Source organism: Streptosporangium sp. NPDC050148, assembly GCF_055586505.1.
Genome location: NZ_JBVJIA010000030.1, coordinates 47738 through 65203, shown reverse-complemented (window position 1 = coordinate 65203; position 17466 = coordinate 47738). Strand labels below are relative to the sequence as shown.

Genomic DNA, 17466 nt, shown 5'->3' with positions numbered 1-17466 from the left:
ACTACCCCGGGTGTTCTTGTAGTTACTTTTGGTGAATCTCAGGGGGTGCCGGTGGTCTGCGCGGCGTCGTAGACGGCCTGGGCCTCGGTGCCGAAGTACGGCCCGAACATCCAGCCGGCGGCGAAGCCGTACTTGAAGCTGTTCACCGAGTTCAGGGTGCCCGACCCGGTGCCCTCGTCGAAGTCGAGGAACCAGGGGCCGCCGCTCGACCCGCCGGTCATGGTGCAGTTCAGCCCGAGGTCGCGGGTCATCATGAAGTCGTCGAACGCGCGGCCGGCGCAGTAGACGAGCTTGGAGCCGTCGTACGGGGCCCCCGCGGGATAGCCGAAGGAGTGCATCTGCCGGCGGCGCTGCTGGTTGAAGGAGATCCCCTGGCCGCCGACCACGTCGGTCAGCGACCTGCCGTTCAGCGGTGCCACCACGGCGGAGGCCACGTCGTGGTTGACGTCCTCGCTGTTGTTCCACTGGGGGGTGGTGTAGAGCGTGGTGGCCACCCAGGTGCCGTGGGGCCGCTCGCCGTTGCGGTACCCCGGCACGAAGACCCAGTTGCCGTGGAAGGCGCCCCCCATTCGCACGCAGTGTCCCGCGGTGATCACGGTGCTCCTGTTCTCGCTGGTCACCGCGCTCGCCGAGCAGGAGGCGTTGCGGCCCTGGTAGGTGAAGAACACCCGGCCCGTGGTCGTGGTGATCGCCCCGCCGCGGGTCCACGGCGCGCCGTTGGAGGGGCGGGCGGCCGTCCCGCGGACGGCCGTGACGGTCTCGCCGTCCGGTGTGGTGGCGGGTACGGAGACGGGGTCGGCCGCGGCCTGGGCCCGGGTCGCCGCCGCGGTGAGCCGGGCGCCGTCCTTCTTGGGGACGAGGGCGGCGAGCGGTTTGGCCGCCTCCATCCTCGCCCCGGTCCAGTAGCGCCTGACGCTCCGCTGCTCGGCGGTGGTGTCGGCCGCCTCCCTCTCGACGGGTTCGGGGACGGCGCGTGCCGTACCGGCGCGGCCCGTCCTGTCTCCCGTCCTGTCTCCCGTGCCCCGGGCCGTGCTCCCGGTGGTGCCCGGTGCGGCCGTGCCCCTGTCCGCGCCGGCGCTCAGGGCCGTGCCGGTGGCCCTGGCGTTGTCCGTACCGGCGTCCGTGCCGGTGGCGGCGATGGCGCCTGAGGCGATCACCGTGGAGAGCAGGGTGCCCCCCGCGACCAGGCCAAGGACAGGGACAAATCGTGCATTGCGCCGCATACATACCTCCCGAGTTCGGTGCTGTCCGGGACGCTAACGGGCGGTACATATGCATTTCTCAAAATCCGAAGTATTGATATAGGGAGATTCAGACTTAAATATTCCCTTTTATCGTGAGTTTCAGAAATCACAGAATCACCCGCCGATCCGGTCCGCCGGAACGGTCCGTCCGCCCTCCCGGACCGCACGTCCCGCGGGCCGCGCCGATCACGCAGGTCCCGCAGGTCCCGGTGATCGCGCGGGTCCGGGTGACGGGTCCGGGTGATCCGGGAATCCGGGTCCGGCCGATTCGACAGTGCCGTCACAGCCGGGAGAATGGGGCGGTGCAACCAGACACCGTCCGTTCCGTCGTCCTGCTGGGCTCGACCGGCTCCGTCGGGACCCAGTCCCTCGATGTCATCGCCCGTGCCCCCGGCCGGTTCCGGGTGGCGGCCCTGGCCGCCGGAGGGGGCCGGGTCGACCTGCTGGCCCGCCAGGCGGCCGAGTTCCGGCCCGAGGTGGTCGCCGTCGCCGACCCCTCGGCGGTGCCCGGGCTGAGGGCCGCCCTGGCCGCGCACGGGGTGGACGCGCGGGTGCTGGCCGGCCCCGAGGGGGTGACCGAGGCCGCCGCCTGGCCCGCCGACATCGTGCTCAACGGCATCACCGGCGCCCTCGGGCTGACCTCCACGCTGGCCGCGCTGGAGGCGGGACGGGTGCTCGCGCTCGCCAACAAGGAGTCGCTGATCGTGGGCGGGCCGCTGGTGAAGCGCCTGGCCAAGCCCGGCAGCCTGATCCCGGTGGACTCCGAACACTCCGCCCTGGCCCAGTGCCTGTGGGCGGCCGGACCCGGCGGCCCGGACGCGCGGGCCGTACGGAGGCTGGTGGTCACCGCCAGCGGCGGGCCCTTCCGGGGCAGGCCGCGCGCGGACCTGTCGGAGGTGACCCCCGAGCAGGCCCTCGCCCACCCCACCTGGTCCATGGGGCCGGTCATCACGGTGAATTCCGCCACACTCGTCAACAAGGGGCTGGAGGTCATCGAGGCCCACCTGCTCTTCGACATCGGCTTCGACCGCATCGAGGTCGTCGTCCACCCCCAGTCGGTCATCCACTCGATGGTGGAGTTCGTCGACGGCTCGACCATCGCCCAGGCCAGCCCGCCCGACATGCGCCTGCCCATCGCGCTGGCCCTCGGCTGGCCCGAGCGGGTCGCGGACGCAGCCCGGCCGGTCGACTGGACCGCCGCCCACACCTGGACGTTCGAGCCGCTCGACGACGAGGCGTTCCCCGCGGTCGCGCTCGCCCGGCACGTCGGCCGGGCCGGGGGCACGGCCCCGGCCGTCTACAACGCCGCCAACGAGGTCTGCGTCGAGGCCTTCCTGGCCGGGCGCCTGCCCTTCCTGGGCATCGTCGACACCGTGGCCTCGGTGGTCACCGAGCACACCGTCACCGAGGCCGGTTCGGTGGCCGAGGTGCTCGACGCGGACGCGTGGGCGAGGATACGGGCACGCGAGCTCACCGGGACTGCCTAGACTGGTGAGCGTCGTCCACTCTCAAGGGCTGAAAATGACTTCTGTTGCTCTAGGAATCCCGTCCGTAAGGACCAGGCCGATCGCCGAGCGACGCACGTCCCGTCAGATCATGGTCGGTTCCGTCCCGGTGGGCGGGGACGCGCCGGTCTCCGTCCAGTCGATGACCACCACGGTCACCGCCGACATCAACGCCACGCTCCAGCAGATCGCCGAGCTGACCGCCTCGGGCTGCCAGATCGTCCGGGTCGCCGTCCCGTCCCAGGACGACGCCGACGCGTTGCCGATCATCGCCAGGAAGTCGCAGATCCCGGTGATCGCCGACATCCACTTCCAGCCGAAGTACGTCTTCGCCGCGATCGACGCGGGCTGCGCGGCCGTCCGGGTCAACCCCGGCAACATCAAGAAGTTCGACGACAAGGTCGGTGAGATCGCCCGCGCCGCCGCCGACCGGGGCGTGCCGATCCGGATCGGCGTCAACGCCGGCTCCCTCGACCCGCGCCTGCTGCAGAAGTACGGCAAGGCCACCCCCGAGGCGCTGGTGGAGTCGGCGCTGTGGGAGTGCTCCCTGTTCGAGGAGCACGGCTTCCGCGACATCAAGATCTCCGTCAAGCACAACGACCCGGTCGTGATGATCCAGGCCTACCGCCTGCTCGCCGCCCGCTGCGACTACCCGCTGCACCTGGGCGTCACCGAGGCGGGCCCGGCCTTCCAGGGCACGATCAAGTCCGCGGTGGCGTTCGGCGCCCTGCTCGCCGAGGGCATCGGCGACACCATCCGGGTGTCGCTGTCGGCCCCGCCGGTCGAGGAGGTCAAGGTCGGCAACCAGATCCTGGAGTCGCTCAACCTGCGCGAGCGCGGCCTGGAGATCGTCTCCTGCCCCTCCTGCGGGCGCGCCCAGGTGGACGTCTACACCCTGGCCGAGCAGGTCCAGGCCGGTCTGGAGGGGCTGAAGGTCCCGCTGCGCGTCGCGGTGATGGGATGCGTCGTCAACGGTCCCGGTGAGGCCCGCGAGGCCGACCTCGGCGTCGCCTCCGGCAACGGCAAGGGCCAGATCTTCGTCAAGGGAGAGGTCATCAAGACCGTCCCCGAGTCGCAGATCGTGGAGACCCTGATCGAGGAGGCGCTGCGCCTGGCCGAGGCGATGGGCGTGGAGGTCGACCTCGACGACGAGGAGACCACCGGACCCCAGGTGGTCGTCGGCTGAGACGTCCGCAGGGGCGCGGCCCGCGCCCCTGCCCGACGGGGCTCGTGCCCAGCGGGCCGCCCCCGCTCGATCCTCCCGCGTTCCTTCAGTGCTTAGTTCGGTGCCCGCCAGGCTCTCGTCCCGGCGGGCCCTTCTCGTTCCGCGGGCCCGTGGGCCTTGACTGACCCTCCGGGGACGTCGCCGGGTGTACGCGGGCCCTGCGGCCCGGAGCCTCGTCCGTTCCCGACGATCCCTCCGCCCTCCCGTGCCCGGGATCCGCTCCCGGCAGGCGTTCCGTGTCGTCACCCACCCCGTCGTTACACTTAGCAATCATCTGACTACACTTTGGCAGGCATCCGGTTGTGTCACGGGTGATCGTGCCGCCGAGCGGGAGACCATCGCCTCTGCCGTACGAGTGGGGGGATCGGAACAGTGAAGAAGAGGGTCGCCGGAATTGCCGCGGGCATCGGGATGCTGGTCGCCGCGTTGGGGGTGCCGCAGGGAGCGGCGGCCTCCGAGAGGCAGGCGCCGACAGCGGCTCAGCAGAGGCAGGCGCTGGTGTGGGGGCCGTGCCGGGACGGCAGGGCCCATCTCACCGCAGTCCTGCCCGGGGCGCGGCCCGTCCGGATCGAGTGCGCCACGCTCAGGGTGCCGCTCGACTACGACGACCCGTCCCGGACCGTCGGCATCGCCCTGAACCGGATCAGGGGCCATGCCTCCCGCGGTCATCTGGGCACGCTGCTGGTCAACCCGGGCGGTCCCGGCGCGTCCGGCCGCGACCTGGCCAAGGCGGTCGTGGCGGGGCTGCCGCAGGGGGTGGCGGGCCGGTTCGACGTGGTCGGCTTCGACCCGCGCGGCGTCGGGGCCAGCGACCCCGCCCTCACGTGCGCGGACTCGCGGACGTTCTACCGGGCGCCCCGCCCCGACCAGGTCCCGGACACCCGGCGCGAGGAGGGCGTGCTGCTCGAACGCGCCCGCGAGTACGCCGAGGCGTGCGGCACCCGGTGGGGCTGGATGCTGCCCCACATGACCACGGAGAACTCGGCCAGGGACATGGACATGATCAGGGCCGCCCTCGGCGAGTCGAAGATCAGCTTCATGGGGTACTCGTACGGGACCTATCTCGGCGCGGTCTACGCCACGCTCTTCCCCGACCGGCTCAAGCGGCTCGTCCTGGACAGCGTGGTGGACCCGCGCGACGTCTGGTACCGCTCGAACCTGGCGCAGAGCATCGCCTTCGAGGACAGGCACGAGGACTTCCTCAGGTGGGTGGCCCGCCACCACCCGGTCTACCGGCTCGGCACCACCCCGAGGGCGGTCTCGGCGGCCTGGTACGCCATGCGGGAGCGGCTGGCCGGCCGCCCGGCCCAGGGAGTGGTGGGGCCGAGCGAACTCGACGACATCTACACCGTCGGCGGTTACTCCGACGCCGTGTGGCCGCAGCTGGCCAAGGCGTTCTCCGCCTACGTCAAGCGGCGCGACCCGGCCCCGCTGCTCGGCGCCTACCGCAAGCACGCCGAGAACGACGCCAAGGACGAGAACAGCTACGCGGTCTACCTCGCGGTGGAGTGCCGTGACGCCCCCTGGCCGCGCGACTGGGCGCGCTGGCGCACCGACATGACCAGGGCCAACGCCCGTGCTCCCTTCCTGACCTGGCCCAACGCCTGGTACAACGCGCCGTGCGCGTTCTGGCCCGAGCGGGGCGGCACCCCGGTGCAGGTGCGCGGCGACGGCCTGCCGCCGGTCCTGCTTATCCAGGGTGAGCGCGACGCCGCCACCCCGTACAAGGGAGCGCTGCGGATGCGCGAGCTGTTGCGCACCTCCCGGCTGCTGACCGTGCCGGGCGGGAACCACGGCGTCGCGCTCAACGGCAACGCCTGCGTCGACCGGCGCCTGGCCGCCTATCTCCGGGACGGCACGCTGCCCGGTGGAGGCCGCCGGAGCGCGGGCGCTCCCGACGCCCGGTGCCCCGGAGTCCCCGCCCCGGTCCCGGCGGGCGCGTCCGTCCCGATGCGGGTGCCCGCCGGTCACGCGGTACCGGGGAGTCACCTGAGCAGTAGATGAGTCGCTCTGTGTCGGTTCCTGCCAAAATCGAGGGGGTCGCGTAGGCTGAGCACGTGATGCTGCGCACAACGGCGTCGCGCGTGCTCGACGACAACGATCGGGACGAGGTCCTGGCGCTTCTGGACACCGACCCCGTCGGCAACGTCTTCGTCGCCTCCAGGGTCCGCTCGGTCGGGCTCAATCCGGCCAGGCTCGGTGGCCAGATGTGGGGATTCGGGCCGCGCGGCGGCCTGACCTCCGTCTGTTACGCCGGGGCGAACCTTGTCCCGGTCAACGCCGGGACGGACGCCGTCTACGCCTTCGCCGACCGCGCGCGCAAACAGGGCCGACGCTGTTCCTCGATCGTCGGCCCCGCCGAGGCGGTCCAGCTGCTCTGGGAGCGGCTGGAGCCCTACTGGGGGTCCGCCCGCGCGATCCGCTGGGCGCAGCCGGTCATGGTCGCCACCGAGCCGTCCCCCGTCGCGCCGGACCCGCTGGTACGGCGCGTCCGGCCGGACGAGTTCGACATCCTGCTGCCGGCCTGCGTGGCGATGTTCACCGAGGAGGTGGGCGTCTCCCCGGACGCCGGGGACGGCGGGGCGCTCTACCGGTCCCGGGTCGCCGAGCTGATCAGGATCGGCAGGTCCTACGCCCGTATCGAGGGCGGCAGGGTGGTCTTCAAGGCCGAGGTGGGCGCGGTGACGCCGCAGGTCTGCCAGATCCAGGGCGTGTGGGTCCATCCCGACCTGCGCGGCCGGGGCCACGCGGTGGCCGGGATGGCCGCGGTGATCAACCATGCGCTCGACTACTTCGCGCCGGTGGTCTCGCTGTACGTCAACGACTACAACGCCCCGGCCAGGGCCGCCTACCGCAGGGCGGGCTTCGTCGAGGTCGGCACCTTCATGTCGGTGCTCTTCTGAGCCTTCCCGCGCTCGGACTTCCCGTCCCGGGCCCTCGTGACGCCCGGCCCGCGCGAAGACCCCGCGCGAAGCCCTCGGCATGAAGATCCGGGCATGAAGACCTCGCGTGAAGACCTCCCCGTGAGGACCCGTACGAAGACCCGGTCGCGGGACCCCTTCGGGAACGCTCTCAGGGCGTGCGGACCAGGTGGGCCACCAGGCGCTCCAGCTCCGCCTCCGGGTCGGCCGTGAGCCCGGCGTGCACCGGCCCGGTCTGCACGATCGTGCTGCGCGGCGCGGTCAGCCAGCGGAACCGGCCGCCCAGGGGCTCGGCGGCCAGCGGCCCGGCCTCGCCGTCGCAGGAGAGCCGGTAGGCGCCGAGCGCGTCGCGTACCCCGTCCAGGTCCACGCCGGAGTCGAGGGCGCGCAGGCGTGCCTCGTCCAGCTCGACCCGGGCGCACAGGTAGCCGCGGGGCTGGCAGTAGAGCAGCACGCCGGCGTTGATCAGCTCGCCGCGCTCCACCCGGGGGACGACCCGGATGACCGCGTACTCGTAGACGTCCTTCACCGGTTGTCCTTCCAGAACGCGCCCACCGAGCCGGTCCCCTTCTCTCGTTCCTGCCGGGGGCCCTGACCGGACGGCCCGGGCAGCCAGGTGCGCGGCCCCTGGGCGCGGGTCAGCAGGTGGTCGACGTACGCCTGCCGCACGGCCTGGGCGCCGTCGAACCCCGGCTCGTCCTCCAGCCACTCGTCGGGCACGTCGTCCACCACCCCGTCGAGCAGGTCCCTGGTGATCGTCACGCTGAGCTCGGCGTCGGCCTCGTCCAGGCGGGTGGCGAAGGGGGCCATCACGTGGTCGTCCGCGTCGAAGGGGCGCAGCGGGTCGGCGGCGGGCCAGTTGTGGTGGAACCAGAGCGCGGCGCCGTGGTCGATCAGCCAGGTGTCGCCGTGCCAGAGCAGCAGGTTCGGGTTGCGCCAGCTGCGGTCGACGTTGTGGATCAGCGCGTCGAACCAGAGCAGCCGGGAGGCGAAGCCGGCCTCCGGCGGCCGGGTGAGCGGCTCGAAGCCCAGCGCGCCCGGCAGGAAGTCGACCGCGAGGTTGTTGCCCTCGCTGGCCTTGAGCAGGTCCTGGATCTCCTCGTCGGGCTCGCGGGCGCCCAGCTGCGGATCGACGTCGATCACCTTCAGCTCGGGCGTGCGGAAGCCGAGGCGGCGGGCCAGCCCGGCACAGACGATCTCCGCGACCAGGACGCGGCGGCCCTGCCCGGCGCCGCGGAACTTCACGACGTGGGTGCCGAGGTCGTCCGCCTCCATGATCCCGGGGAGCGAGCCGCCCTCGCGCAGGGGCGTCACGTAACGGGTGGCCTTGATCTCTTCGAGCACCCGGCCAGGCTACCGGTTCGGCCCGCGGTGTCCGTGCGGCGTCCTCACATCGCGGGGACGACCTCCTCGACGGGACGCTCCAGGGGGACCTCGAACCCGACACCGTCGCCGTGCCGTCTCCTCGGGGGCACCGGGGGCACCGGGGGCGGCCGTCGTGCCGGTGACGCCCTTGCCGGCGGAACGGCGGCCGGACCGCGCCCGCCCGGGGGCCGGCCGTCCTCCAGGGCGATTCGGATGGTGTGCCATGTCTTGTCCTGGCCTGAGCATCACATGAGTGTCACGGTGAGGGACACAAGACCTTCATCCCCGTTGACTCTGGGCGATCCTTCTTCTTGAGTGAGAAGGGTGGCGGCGAGGGGAGGCTCGCGTGCCGTATGCGCAGCCGCTCAAGACGGGGGATCCGGCGACGCTCGGTGAGTACGAGATCATCGGGCGCCTCGGAGAGGGAGGCCAGGGGGTGGTCTATGTCGGGGTGCGCCCCGACACCGGTTCGGAGCCTTACGCGATCAAGCTCCTGCACGGCTCGCTGGGGGAGGACTCGGAGGTCTTCCTGCGCGAGGTCGAGCTCGCCAAGCAGGTGGCCCGGTTCTGCACGGCCCAGGTGATCGACGCGGGGCTGGACGGCGAACGGCCCTACATCGTCAGCGAGTACGTCGACGGCCCGTCGCTGCACCGCGAGGTCGCGGTCAGCGGTCCCCACGAGGGAGGCAGGCTGGAGCGCCTGGCCATCGGCACGGCCACCGCGCTGGCGGCCATCCACCGGGCCGGGATCGTGCACCGCGACTTCAAGCCGCAGAACGTGCTGCTCGGGCCCGACGGGCCCCGGGTCATCGACTTCGGGCTCGCCAGGGCGCTCGACGCGGCGGCCACCCAGAGCGGACGCGGCGCGGGCACCCCCGCCTACATGGCGCCGGAGCAGGTGGAGGGCGCCGAGATCGCCCCGGCGGCCGACGTCTTCGCCTGGGGCGCCACGATGTGCTTCGCCGCCAACGCCCACGCCCCCTTCGGCCAGGACTCCATAGCGGCCGTGCTGAACCGGATCCTCACCGCGTCCCCGCAGCTGGGACGGCTCGACGGGCTGCTGGGCGCGCTGGTGGCCGACTGCCTGGACAAGAACCCCCGCAACCGGCCCGACAGCCGGGAGCTGCTGCTCGCGCTGCTCGGCGACGACGTCAACCGGTCGGTGCTCGGCGCCGGGGCCATCCCCGGCCGGGCGGCCTCCTTCGGAGGGTCCGCCGGTCCCGGCGCGTCCGGCAGGTCCGTCAGGTCGGACGGGTCCGGTCTCATGGGCCCGGTCGCCCTCTCCTCACCGCCGGTCCCCCCGGTCCCGTCCGAGAGCCTCCCGTCCGAGGGCCTTTCGGCCGGTGGTCTCTCCTCGGACGGGTTCTCCTCCGGCCCCTCCCGGGCGGCCTCCCTCTCCTCCGGCCGCCTCTCCCGGCCGGGCCCACCGATCCCGCCGGGCCGGTCCGGCCGGTTCGCGTCCTTCGGCGACGGGGAGTCCGACGAGCCCAGGACCCATCCGGGCCGGGCGGCCACCAGGGCCTCGGTCGCGGTCTCCGGGGCACTGCTGATCAGCGCGGCCGTGCTGGTGGGGGTCCTGGTCCCGGCGCTGAGCGGTGCGGCCCCGCCGGACCCGCGGCACCGCTCCGCCCTCCCCGTGGTGGAGGTCGGCCCGCAGACGGAGAGCACGCCGCGGCCGGACAGGACGAGCCCCTCGCCCGGCCGCCTTCCACGGCCCTCGGCCGGGCCCCCGCGCGCCGAGGGCGTCAGGTCCTCGCCGCTGCCGCCCCCGGTGACCACGGTGGTCGTGCCCGTGCTCGTCGGACTGGATCGTTCCGAGGCGGCGGCCCTGATCAAGAAGGCCGGGCTGGTCCCCGGGACGGTCAGGAGCGTCTCCTCCGACCGGCCCGTCGGGCAGGTGGTCGGGAGCTCGCCGGTCGCCGGGACCGCGCTGTCCAGGGAGGGCAGGGTCGACCTGGAGGTGTCCGCGGGGACCCGGGTGCCCACCTTGATCGGTCTCGCCAGGCGCGAGGCCCAGGCGGCGCTGACGCGGGCCGGGCTCGTCGTCGGAGGGGTCGGCAGGCGCTGCTCGCAACAGCCCGCCGGACAGGTGCTCGCCAGCACCCCCGGCGCGGGCGCGAGCGTCTCTGCGGGCAGCGCGGTGACGCTGGTCGTCTCCCGGTACGGGGTCCCGGTGCCACCGGTGACCGGTCAGGGCGCGACCGACGCCTCGAACACGCTGGGCGGTGCGGGCTTCGCGGTACGGAGCCGGGCGCGACTGGTCACCGACCCGGCCCGGGACGGCATGGTGCTGGCGCAGAGCCCGGCGCCCGGCGCCTGTGCCCGGCCCGGTGCGACGATCGTGATCACGGTCGGTGTCAGGAGCCAGACCGGCCCGGGGCCCGGACCGGAACCGACCCGGGAACCCGATCCCGGGCAGACCGACGCGCCACCGAGTCCCACGAACGCGCCGGAGACCGTTCCCGGCAACGCCGTCCCCTCGGGGTGAGCGGGTGAGCCGACGGCCCGGTGAGCCGGTGATCAGCGGGACCCGGACTCGAAGGAGGCCAGCGCGGCGGTCAGCAGGGTCGTCCTGACCTCCTCCTCGGACAGGTCGATCGTCTTGACCACCGCGTACTGGAGCGAGCCCAGCAGGGCCCACGCACGGACCCTGCGCTCGGGGCCGGGGTCGGACCCGGCCAGGCGCCGGTAGATCCGGTCGCGGAAGGCGCGCAGGGCCTCACCGGGGGAGCCGGGCGGCGCGTCGTCGGCCGTGTTGATGTCCTCCATGATCAACCGGATGATCGCCCGGTGCCGCACGATGAAGGTCACCAGGGCCTCGACGAAGGCCCGGTCGTCGTCGAAGTCGCCTTCGAGCAGGCCCACGATGTCCTCGCTGGCCGGTGAGATGAGCTCCGTGGCCAGCCGGTCCTTGGGATGGAAGTGGTAGGCGACGGCCGTCTTGGTCAGGCCCACGGCCGAGGCGATGTCGGCCAGCGAGGTCGCCGCGTAGCCGCGCTCGGCGAACAGCCGCCGGGCGGCGTCCAGGATCCGGTCGCGTGTGTCGCTTCCAGGGTCAAGTGTGGTCATCGTCTCATTCCCACGCCGTCCGCACCGTTTCGCAATATACCCGCATACCCTTATATCGTCGGTTTGTACGACCGTACAGGACGATGTTTCAGGCACATTTCACATTCATACGGGGCGGACATCGATGTCTGGTTTGCTGGGGCGGTTGGGAAGCTGGTGCGCGTGGCACGGAAGGGCGGTGCTGGCGCTGTGGGTGGCGGCGGCGGTGCTGCTGACCGCGGGCTCGGTGTTCTTTCCCGGGCCCACCAGCAACGACACCAGCATTCCCGGGACCGACGCGCAGCGGGCCCTGGACCTGATGAAGGAGGGCTTCGGCTCCGAGTACAAGACCGGTGGCACCTTCCAGATGGTCCTCTACTCGCCTGACGGCGCGCTCACCGCGAAGTCCAGGAAACGCGCGGTGGAACGCGCCGTGGACCAGGTCCGCGACGTGCCGAACGTGGCCGAGGTGAAGACCCCCTACCGGGTCGGCGGTCTGGCGCCCAGCCTGGAGATCGGCCTCATCACCGTCAAGCTCGAGGAGGGCGGCTCCGCCACGCGGAGCGAGACGACGAAGCTCGTCTCCGAGGCGGTCGAGCCCGTACGGCAGGCGGGCATCGAGGCGGTTCCGGCCGACTCGTCCAACCCGGCGGACAAGGAGATCAAGACCGGGACGAGTGAGATCATCGGCATCGTCTGCGCGCTGCTGGTCCTGCTGCTCGCGTTCGGCACCCTGGTCGCCGCGATGATCCCGATCTTCGTCGCGCTGATCAGCATCGCGACCGGTCTCGGCGTGATCAGCCTGCTCGGCCACCTGCTGGACGTGCCCAAGCAGGCGTCGATCATGGCGACGATGATCGGCCTCGGCGTCGGCATCGACTACGCGCTCTTCCTGCTCAGCAGGTACCGCAAGCTGCTGGCCGACGGGGTGCCGGTCCACGAGGCGGTCCGCCGGGTGGTCGCCTCCTCGGGCGGCGCCGTGGTGTTCGCCGGCGGCACGGTGATCATCGCGCTCAGCGCGCTGCTGCTCGCGGGCTTCCCCCTGCTGCAGACGCTCGGCTGGATCACCGGCATCTCGGTCGTCGCCGCGGTGTTCACCTCGGTCACCCTGGTCCCCGCGCTGCTCGGCCTGCTCGGGCACCGCGTCAACGCGCTGCGCCTGCCGTTCTTGGGACGCCGGGGCAACCACGGCTCCTCCGGCTGGACCGGGCTGGGCCTGTGGGTGGCCAGGCGCCCCTGGACCGTGCTCGCGCTCAGCGTCGCCCTGCTGGGCGCGCTGGCCGCGCCCGCCCTGGCGATGAGGCTGGGCACGCTCGACGACGGCTACAGCGACCGGGGCACCGACACGCGGCGCGCGTACGAGCTGCTGCAGGCCGGGTTCGGGCCCGGCATGAACGGGCCGCTGGTCGTGGTGGCGGACCTGGACGTCAGGGTCGTGGACCGCGAGCCCGCCCCGGCCGTGCTGCAGCTCCTCAAGGACCGCGTCGCGGACGTCGACGGGGTCGCCCACGTCACCGACCCGGTCCTCAACAAGGGCGGTACGGCGGCGTTGCTGCAGGCGATCCCCGACTACGCCCCGGCCGACCCCCGCGCCCTGGAGGTGGTCCAGGCGGTACGCGCGCTCGACGTCCCCGGCGCCCAGGTGCACGTGGGAGGGAAGGTCGCCGGCATGGCCGACGCCGGTGACAGGATCGCCGGCCGCACGCCCCTGGTCGTCGGCGTGGTGATCCTGCTGAGCGCGCTGCTGCTGCTCCTGGCGTTCCGCTCGCCGGTCGTGGCGATCAAGGCCGCGCTGATGAACCTGGTCTCGCTCGGCGCCGCGTTCGGCGCGCTGTCGCTGGTGTTCTCCCTGGGGCTGGGCAGCGGCCTGGTCGGCATGGACCCGCCGGTCAGCACGGACGGCTCCTACCTGAGCACGATCTTCTTCACGGTGCCGATCGACAGCTACATCCCGCTGATGCTGTTCGCGATCCTGTTCGGCCTGTCCATGGACTACGAGGTCTTCCTGCTCACCGCGGTGCGCCAGGCCTACCTCAGGCACGGCGACAACCGCAGGGCGGTGGCCGAGGGGCTGGGCTCGACCGGCCGGGTCATCACCTCCGCCGCGTTGATCATGGTCGCGGTCTTCGTGGCCTTCATCGCCTACCCCGACCCCATGGTCAAGATCTTCGGCGTCGGGCTGGCGGTGGCCATCGCGGTGGACGCCACGATCATCCGGGGCCTGCTGGTCCCGGCGACCATGGTGCTGCTGGGCAGGTTCAACTGGTGGTGTCCTCCGTGGCTGGACCGCATCCTGCCGAACCTCTCCGTGGAGGGCCACGAGGAGGAGGACGAGGAGGAGCCGGAGCCGCGCCGGGAGCTCGTCGGGGCCGGCCACGCCTCCTGAGAGGCCGCTCGCGCCTTCTGAAGGGGGTCACGCCTTCTGAGTGCCCGGTCACACCTCCTGAGGGACCTCTGAAGGGCCGGTCACGCCTTCTGAGGGCCCGGTCGCCGGGGGACCGGTCTACGCCTGAGGGGCCGGTCGCGTCCGGGAGACGCCTCGACCGTCCCGCCGGGCGTCTCCCGGACGCCTGTCCCGGAACGGCCCGCGTGTGCCGCGGGAGCGTCCGGTACCTCTCCCAGTCGCTTCCAAGTGCCCCTCAAGTCGCTCCCGTCATGCTCTCGCCCCGGGAAGCGAGTTTGGGGAGAGTACGCAGATGTGGGCAAGAATCGGCGCCGTGACGGGCCTGGTGCTGGCGGGCACACTGGCACTGCCGGGTACCGCGACGGCGCAACCCGAAGAGGTCGACGTCCCCGTCGGGACGTGGCTGGCCGCCAGGACGCACCCGGCCGTCCAGCTGACCTCGGTCTCCTACACGGCCGACGTGGCGGTGCCGACGCCCGTGGCGAACCTGGACGCGATCAAGGGACTGACCCAGCAGGGGGTCGCCGCCGTACAGACCGGCAAGATCTCCTCCGACGAGAGGAGCATCTACCGCTGGGTCGTGCAGCAGATGGCCAAGAACCCGGGCCGCTACTTCTCGCCCGGCGGGCGGGAGCGGGTCGTCGAGGCGACGGCCGGAGGGCTCTGCACCGGCTGGTGGGTCACGCCGGACGGCTACATGGTCACCGCGGCGCACTGCGTCGGCCAGGAGGAGACCGCGCTGGCGAAGACCTTCGCCACCCAGGCCCTCACGAAGATCAACGAGAAGGACGCCGCGGACCTGGTCGCCGAGCTCGGTGACGTGGCCTCCGACGAGGAGATCCTGCGGACCGCGGCGAAGATCTTCCAGGTCTGGAACGCGGACAACATCAAGATCCGCAACGTCCAGAGCTCGCTCTCGCTGCTGCAGAGCCTGCCCGGCGGGGGCGTCGACAAGACCACCAAGACGGTGCCGCTCGAACTGGTGGCCAAGGGCACGGTCTACCCGGGCAAGGACGTCGCGATCCTCAAGGCCAACGGGCAGAGCAACCTGCCGACCGTGCCGCTGGGCGAGGACTCCGACGTCCGGGTCGGCGACACCCTCTACATCAGCGGGTTCCCCGGCACGGTGACGCAGACCTCGATCTTCAACATCGAGTCCAAGCTGGACCCGGCCTTCACCGAGGGCCCCTACAACGCCACCCGCCAGACCCCCGAGGGCGTGCCGTACATCCAGACCCAGGCGCCGTCCTACCCCGGCAACTCGGGCGGGCCGGTGTTCGGCAGGAACGGCAAGGTCATCGGCATCCTCGTCGGCGGCCTGATCCAGCAGGACGGCGGCTCCACCGAGGGTGAGAGCTTCGTGCTGCCGGTCAGCGTCGTCAAGGAGAAGCTGAACGAGAAGAACATCAAGCCCGCCCGGTCGGCGACGACGACGGCGTACAACGAGGCGCTCGACCTGTTCTTCCGGAACAGGTACTCCGACGCGCTGCCCAGGTTCCGCGAGGTGCAGGCGCTCCAGCCGAGCCACCCCTACGTCGCCACGTACATCCGCGACTCCCAGCAGGCCATCACGGCGGGCAAGGACGAGAGCGGCACGCCGATCCTGCCGTGGCTGCTGTGGGGAGGGGGCGGGCTGGCCGCGCTGTTCGTGATCGGCACGATCGTCGCGGTCGCCAGGGGCAGGCGCCGGGCCAGGGGAGCGGCCCCGTTCCCGCCGGCTCCCTACGGGGCCGGGCCCGGCCATCCGGTGCCGGGACACGGGCAGTACCCGCCGCAGGCGCAGCCGTACGGGGCTCCGCAGCACCCGTACCCGCAGCAGCAGCCGGCCCACCCGTATCCGGGCGCGCCCGGGGACACCCGGGCGGTACGGCCGCGGTCGCCGTACGGTTCCGAGCAGCCCCGGCGGGGTCCGGCAGGCCCCGGGGCCGACACCCGGATCGCCGGGCTGGAGGCGGAGCTGGAGGAGCTGCGCCGGAGCATGGCACAGCGCCCGCCCGACCACCGCTGACGTCTCCGCCCGGCCCGGTGCCCGATCCGGCCGGGGCCGGGCGACGTCCCTAGGCGGGGACCCTCGCCCGGCGGCGTCCCCGGTAGCCGCTGTGCACGAGGATGTCGCCGGACTCGGCCGGCGGCGCGTACGGTCCGGTCCGGGTGACGGGACGGCCCCGGCCCTCGTGCGGCGCGGGGACGGACACGGCGGTCGCTCCCGGCGCGGAGGCCGGGTGGCCCACCGCGGCCGAACGCGCCGACACGGTCGGGACGGCGGGACCGGCCGGCACCCGGGGACCTCCCGGCGAGGCGGGGCGGGCGGGCACGGCGGAGGTGGTGGACGGGGCGGGCCCGGCCGGGCCGGCCGCGATGGTCGTGCTGACCATGGAGTCGCTGCGCCGATGACGGCGGCCGCGCAGGGGGGCGTCCTGGACGAAGGTGGACGACTCCACCACGGGACGCTCGTGCAGGCGGCGCCTGCCCTGGTAGGGCGCGCGGGCACGGTCGTCGCGCGGGGTCCGTGCCCTCGTCTCCTCCAGGACGTCGACGGGGGCCGTGACCGCGGGGAACTCGGCCGCCGCGGCCGGGGTGAACGACGTGGTGGCCGGGACGAGCTCCTGGGGCCTGCCGACGAGACGGGCCGTGACGGGCGCGTTCCTCGGCATGCGGCGCCGCCCGGGAGCGCGGCGGCGGCCGGGGGACCTGCGAGGGGGCGCGACCGGTACGGCGCGTTCGGCGGCGGCCGCGAACCGGAGCCGCGACTGCTTCGCCTTGGTGTGCGCGAGGATCGCGACCGCGGCCAGCAGCACCGGTGCGAGCACCGCGGGGGTGCCGAGCTCCGGGGTGTACCCGGTGAGATCGCCGCTCGCGGCGACGGGGGTGGTCGCGAGCGCGCTGGTGTCGGCGGTGGACGCCTTGGCGTGCTTGCCCTGCTTGCCCTGTGAGGTACGGCCCGCGACGGCCGGGCCCTTGGCCTGGACGCCGGCCTTGGTCCCGGTCGTGCTCTTCGGCGTCTCCGCGGTGTCGCCCGGGCGGGTGTCGCCCTTCTCGGAGGAGGACGTCCTGTCGCCGTCCGCGGGCCGGTGGCCCTGCTCCCCGGCCTGCTCGGCGGGCTTCCTGGCGTGCTTGGGGGAGGCCTTGGTCGTACCGGAACCCGTACCGGAACCCGTGGAGGAGCGGGTGGGGGCGGGAGTGGGGACGACGGCGACGAGCCCGGGCGCGTCGGTGGTGGGGCCGACCGGGCCGTTGACGGTGGCGGGGTTCTGGATCGTCTCCTGCCGGGCCTCCCTGTCCAGCCGGGCCTTGATCTTCTCCGGGTACCCGTAGCCGACGACCTTGTCGGTCTCGCGCTGCTTGCGCTTGGCGACCCCGCCGTCGATGTTGCCCTCGATCGTGTGGATCCTGCCGCCCTCGACCGCGGTGACGATCCCCACGTGGTCGATGCGGTCGATGCTGTCGGAGCCGCCCCAGTCGAAGAAGACGATGGCGCCGGGCTTGGGGGTGGTCCCCCAGGCGTCCTGCTCCCGGAACCACTCGGCGTGGTACACGGTGTAGGCGAACTGGCCCACCCAGGCCTCGTAGCCGAGCTGCTTGGCCGCCCACGACAGGTACATGTCGCACCACGGCGCGGAGGTGTAGTCGGCGTCGAACTCGACGGTCTTGCCGTACCAGCTGCCGAACTTGGTGTAGCCGCCGCTCTTCTCGGAGTAACCGAGCTGGCTCTCGAGCAGCTCGATGAACTTCTGCATCTCAGGAATCATGTGAG

The 17466-nt window shown here is 72.6% G+C and carries 12 protein-coding genes; 7 read left to right on the top strand and 5 right to left on the bottom strand.

Annotated elements, in window-relative coordinates:
* Positions 1-38: 38 nt before the first annotated feature.
* Positions 39-1157, bottom strand: coding sequence for a trypsin-like serine peptidase (locus ACZ6RT_RS28645; protein ID WP_470157146.1), 1119 nt, complete (start codon positions 1155-1157; stop codon positions 39-41).
* Positions 1158-1546: 389 nt separating this feature from the next.
* Between ACZ6RT_RS28645 and dxr the strand changes: the two genes are divergently transcribed.
* The 4 genes from dxr (at position 1547) to ACZ6RT_RS28625 (ending at position 6877) form a co-directional block, all read left to right on the top strand.
* Complete coding sequence (gene dxr, locus ACZ6RT_RS28640) at positions 1547-2731, top strand: 1-deoxy-D-xylulose-5-phosphate reductoisomerase (RefSeq protein WP_399196538.1); 1185 nt, start codon at positions 1547-1549, stop codon at positions 2729-2731.
* A 34-nt stretch (positions 2732-2765) separates the two neighbouring features.
* Positions 2766-3935, top strand: coding sequence for a flavodoxin-dependent (E)-4-hydroxy-3-methylbut-2-enyl-diphosphate synthase (gene ispG / locus ACZ6RT_RS28635; protein WP_344906688.1), 1170 nt, complete (start codon positions 2766-2768; stop codon positions 3933-3935).
* 411 nt (positions 3936-4346) lie between these two features.
* Positions 4347-5978 carry an alpha/beta hydrolase gene (locus tag ACZ6RT_RS28630; protein ID WP_470157145.1) on the top strand — a complete coding sequence of 544 codons (1632 nt, stop codon included), beginning with the start codon at positions 4347-4349 and terminating at the stop codon, positions 5976-5978.
* A gap of 56 nt (positions 5979-6034) precedes the next feature.
* On the top strand, positions 6035-6877 hold the full coding sequence (locus ACZ6RT_RS28625) for a GNAT family N-acetyltransferase (RefSeq protein WP_399196580.1): 843 nt from the start codon (positions 6035-6037) through the stop codon (positions 6875-6877).
* A 169-nt stretch (positions 6878-7046) separates the two neighbouring features.
* Here the strand turns inward: ACZ6RT_RS28625 and ACZ6RT_RS28620 are convergent, their stop codons facing one another.
* The gene (locus ACZ6RT_RS28620) at positions 7047-7424 is read right to left on the bottom strand and encodes a DUF3037 domain-containing protein (RefSeq protein WP_399196541.1); all 378 of its coding nucleotides are present in this window, start codon (positions 7422-7424) and stop codon (positions 7047-7049) included.
* On the bottom strand, positions 7421-8239 hold the full coding sequence (locus ACZ6RT_RS28615; protein WP_470157144.1) for a HipA family kinase: 819 nt from the start codon (positions 8237-8239) through the stop codon (positions 7421-7423). Before ACZ6RT_RS28615 ends, ACZ6RT_RS28620 begins: the two co-directional genes overlap by 4 nt.
* Before the next feature lie 367 nt (positions 8240-8606).
* On the opposite strand from ACZ6RT_RS28615, the gene ACZ6RT_RS28610 reads away from it, so the two are divergent.
* Positions 8607-10748, top strand: coding sequence for a protein kinase domain-containing protein (locus tag ACZ6RT_RS28610; RefSeq protein ID WP_470157143.1), 2142 nt, complete (start codon positions 8607-8609; stop codon positions 10746-10748).
* Positions 10749-10780: 32 nt separating this feature from the next.
* Here ACZ6RT_RS28610 and ACZ6RT_RS28605 read toward each other — a convergent pair whose 3' ends face one another.
* Positions 10781-11329, bottom strand: a complete 549-nt coding sequence (locus tag ACZ6RT_RS28605) for a TetR/AcrR family transcriptional regulator (protein ID WP_399196544.1) — start codon at positions 11327-11329, stop codon at positions 10781-10783.
* 124 nt (positions 11330-11453) lie between these two features.
* Between ACZ6RT_RS28605 and ACZ6RT_RS28600 the strand changes: the two genes are divergently transcribed.
* Together ACZ6RT_RS28600 and ACZ6RT_RS28595 are read left to right on the top strand one after the other, a co-directional pair.
* The gene (locus tag ACZ6RT_RS28600; RefSeq protein WP_399196545.1) at positions 11454-13694 is read left to right on the top strand and encodes an MMPL family transporter; all 2241 of its coding nucleotides are present in this window, start codon (positions 11454-11456) and stop codon (positions 13692-13694) included.
* 310 nt (positions 13695-14004) lie between these two features.
* Positions 14005-15720 carry a trypsin-like peptidase domain-containing protein gene (locus ACZ6RT_RS28595; protein ID WP_399196546.1) on the top strand — a complete coding sequence of 572 codons (1716 nt, stop codon included), beginning with the start codon at positions 14005-14007 and terminating at the stop codon, positions 15718-15720.
* A 49-nt stretch (positions 15721-15769) separates the two neighbouring features.
* On the opposite strand, the gene ACZ6RT_RS28590 is transcribed toward ACZ6RT_RS28595, so the two are convergent.
* Positions 15770-17449: a CHAP domain-containing protein gene (locus ACZ6RT_RS28590; protein ID WP_470157142.1), complete on the bottom strand. Its 1680-nt coding sequence runs from the start codon at positions 17447-17449 to the stop codon at positions 15770-15772.
* Positions 17450-17466 lie beyond the last annotated feature (17 nt).